Below are 3793 nucleotides of genomic sequence, written 5' to 3' on the forward strand. Positions count from 1 at the left end.
AAAGATATGGAAGATGGAAAATTTGTTACAGTTCCAGGAGAATATAAAGCAGACAAATCAAATATATTAAAGTTTGAAGTAATAGAAGATAAAGTTGTTGAGCTTACAGCTGAAAATGTAGGAACAAAAGAAGGAGTAATTGCTGGAACACTTTATGTAAAAGTAGATTTCCCATCAAATATAAAAGCAGTAAAATTAGTAGAAGTAGATGGAATTGCTTTATCAAAAGACATGGAAGATGGAAAATTTGTTACAGTTCCAGGAGAGTTTAAAGCAGGTCAAAATGAATTTAAATTTGAAATTGAAGGTCAAGAGTTTTCAATTTCAAAATAAATAATTTTAAAATCAAATTTCATAGTTTAAAACGATAAAGGAGTTAAAAAAAGGAGGAAGTAAATAATGAAAAATAGCAAAAGAGTATGTTCTTTTCTTTTAGGAACAGCAATGGTTCTAGGAGGAGTGTCTTCAGCAGCTGCAGCAAGTACTGTTTATGTTGGAAACCAAGGATTTGATGCAGATGAAATAGGAAATAAGGATGCATATAAAGAAGGATTTCAAAAATATTTAGCAGAAAATATTGATGAATCATTAATTTTATCTCTTGATACAGGACTAGAAAATATTGTGTTTGATGCAAATGATTATGGAAATGCACCAGAAGGAACAAATGTTGTGGAATTTGGAAAACAAAATCCGGCTCAAGCACCAAAAGATGCACCTGTTTGGGATGGAAAAGGAGAACCAGGTCAAGAAAAACCACCAGTAGAAGGAGAATTAAAAGTTGAATCAATAAGTGCGATTAATGCTACAACAGTATCTGTAACTTTTAGTGGAGAGGGAGCACCAGCTGAGGCGGTACAAATTACTGATTTTACTCCAAGCCCATTAGTTGATGGGGCTAATACAATTACTTTTACTTATGAAGGAAAAGAATTTACTACAACAGTAAACTTTGAAGCTAAAGTAGAAGAAGGTTTTACATTGACAGCAGGAAAAACAGAATTAAATGCAAATGGTTCAGATAGTACTACTTTAACAGCGGTAATAGGTCTTGAAAATGGTGAAAAAGATGAAAACTTTACAGGAATTGTTGACTTCCGTTCAGCACAAGGAGCAACATTTGCACGTACAAGTGTAGCTTTCCAAAATGGAGAAGCTAGTGTACAAGTAACAAGTAAATCATCATCAGAAACTATAACAGATACAATTACAGCTACAATTCGTGAAGCATCTGATGCTAAATATAATGGTATGGAAAAGACAATTATACTTACGTATAAACCAGTATCAAAAGATGATGATGTTAATTTAAATGAACGTTCTTTTGTTACTACAGCTGAATCAGGACGTACAGACCGAGTAACTGTTGGATTTAATCATGACATTGACTTTGAAAAAATATATAGCTGTTGGGAAGATGGAAATGCTGATATTTCAATTAAACAACCTGCAAAAGGGGTTGAAAGAAATGCAGAAGATATTCTTGATATTGTAAAAATTGATAACAGAAAAGTACAAATATTATTTATGGAACACAAAGCATTATATGATAATGCAGAAACAGAAGTTTCTATTAAAGATAAAGAAAGCGTTAAAGAAGAAAATAGAATTTTCATTGAGAGAGATCCAGCAAAATTCTTCTTAGTGGATGCTATTGCCCCAGAAGCACTTAAAGTAACTACACCAGAATATAATCTTTTAGTAGCTCAATTTACAGAGCCAGTTGCTGGATATACAAATGCACCAGGATCTGAAACAGATGAAGCTGCATTAAAACCAGAAAACTGGGTAATCAATGGTACAACATTAACTGTTGAGCATGTTGAAATTTTCTTAGGACGTACTCCAGAAGATGACAACTTTGCAACTCCAAAAAATACATGGGATTTTGCATACGATAAAGAAAACGGAAAAGATAGTCGTAACTATGTATCTTTAAGATTAAAGGCAAAAGGACTAGAACTTTTAAGAGCAGCAGGTAAAGATAATTTACTTCAAGCTACAAATATTATTGACTATGCTGGAAAAACAGATATAACAGGTCAAAATAAAGCACAAACACAAGAGTTTGTATTTAAAACACCAGCACTTCCAGGAGCACCAACATTTAATATGACACAAGATTCAGTAGAACAATACAAACTTAGCTTTAGTGAGCCAGTTGTAAAAAATACAAATGCAACTTCATTAGTTAATGGTATTGAAGATGTTGATCAAAATGCATACTTCAAAGTAGAACGTAAAGTTCCTAAGACAGTAGCAGAAGATGGATGGGTAGATGTTTCAGAAGATGTCCAAGTTATTAACATAGATGGTAAAAACAAAGATTTCTTATTTGAATTAACAAGAGATTGGACAGAAATTTTACAAACAAAAACTACTACAATCAACTACTATACACCAGAATATAATCAATTACGTGTAACAGTTAATACACATGATGGAGAGACAGAACTTATCAAAAGTGAACGTACAGATGTGGCAGCACAAAAATATGAATCTTTTGTATTTGATTTAAAACTTGATGCTGAGTCACCAGAAATTGCAACAGCAGAACAAGTTGAAAAAACAACAAATGTTAAAGTTGAAATGTCTGAGCCAATTCAAATTCCAAAAAATGAAGAAAAAAATATTACTGGTTCAACAGCTCAAACAAAAAGATTTGATATTACAAGCATTCCAATGCCAACTTTTGAATTTGTAAAGGCTGATCAATCAAAAACAATAGAAGGAATTCTTATAGATGATAGTTTAGCTGTTGATGATATGGAATTTGTAATTGCACCAAAAGAGGGCGAGTTAACTGCTGGAGAATGGACAGTATATATTCGTTCAATCATGGATGATGTTGGGAATACTTCAGCTACTACAACAGCAAACTTAACAATTAAAGCAGTTGAAGATCAAATAGTTAAAGGAGAACCTCGTATTATTTGGGCAGGAGTTCTTGATAATCATGAAGATTATGATATTGTAGCAATTCAATATGGAACAGAAATGTCTATTGATGCATTAAGAACAAACATTTATACAATCAATGGTGCACAAATTCCTGCAGGAACAAAAACAGTAAGAAAAGAAGCAAAATATGCTACAGATAGTAAAGGAAATGATCTTACAGGAACTTTAATTGAAATTAAACTTCCAAACACTTTCTTAGGAAATGCTAGCAATAACAATATAGTTCTTGAAAGTAATAATGTTATTACAGTAGATAGTACTCTTAAGAGTGAAGAAGGAGAAAATATAATTGCACCAAAAACAGTGGAAATGTCTTATGCGTATAAAGCAGAATACAAACCTCTAATAGCAGGACATTTTGAACAATATATTGGAGGAAGTGAAGAAGAAGCACAAACAGATAAAGAAATAGTAGAATCTGTAAAAACTATGGGAAAAAATGCAGAATATGATGAAGATACAAAAAAATTAACAGTTACATTTGAAACAGCATTACCAACAGGTGTTGACGTATTATATAGAAGTGCAGTACAAACTGTAGATAATAAAACAGTTATAATTGATGTATATGGAGACGATTTTGATTTAACTTATAAAAAAGATGAAGAAAGTGTAATAGAAACGGTTTATACTAAATAGTAGGTAGGTAAATTACAGGGACAGGTACATTGATTCCATTGATTCAAAAATCTTATCTGTAAAAAATTAGTAAACCAAATTAAGAAGGACCTCGTAGACAAAAGCGAAAGCAAAGTCTACGGGGTTTTTCGGCTCTATGTCAATAGTTGGGGTGGGATTGTTCATAATCCTGCTCCATTACTTTATTAGAGAG

2 protein-coding genes are annotated in these 3793 nt (G+C 32.1%); both read left to right on the top strand.

All coding sequences use genetic code 11. The annotated features are described in order from the left end of the window. Positions 1 to 333: hypothetical protein (locus tag EK368_RS14815; protein ID WP_165000331.1), on the top strand; the 333-nt coding region annotated here is incomplete at its 5' end. Between the two features lie 66 nt (positions 334 to 399). Further along, positions 400 to 3600, top strand: coding sequence for a hypothetical protein (locus tag EK368_RS05360; RefSeq protein WP_129597193.1), 3201 nt, complete (start codon positions 400 to 402; stop codon positions 3598 to 3600). Positions 3601 to 3793: the final 193 nt, after the last annotated feature.

The sequence above is a fragment of the Anaerophilus nitritigenes genome (genome assembly GCF_004138215.1).
Classification (GTDB): domain Bacteria; phylum Bacillota; class Clostridia; order Peptostreptococcales; family Thermotaleaceae; genus Anaerophilus; species Anaerophilus nitritogenes.

Excerpts from the sequence above, each read along its gene's own strand:
- EK368_RS05360 (WP_129597193.1), top strand. The coding sequence starts at position 400 with ATGAAAAATAGCAAAAGAGTATGTTCTTTTCTTTTAGGAACAGCAATG.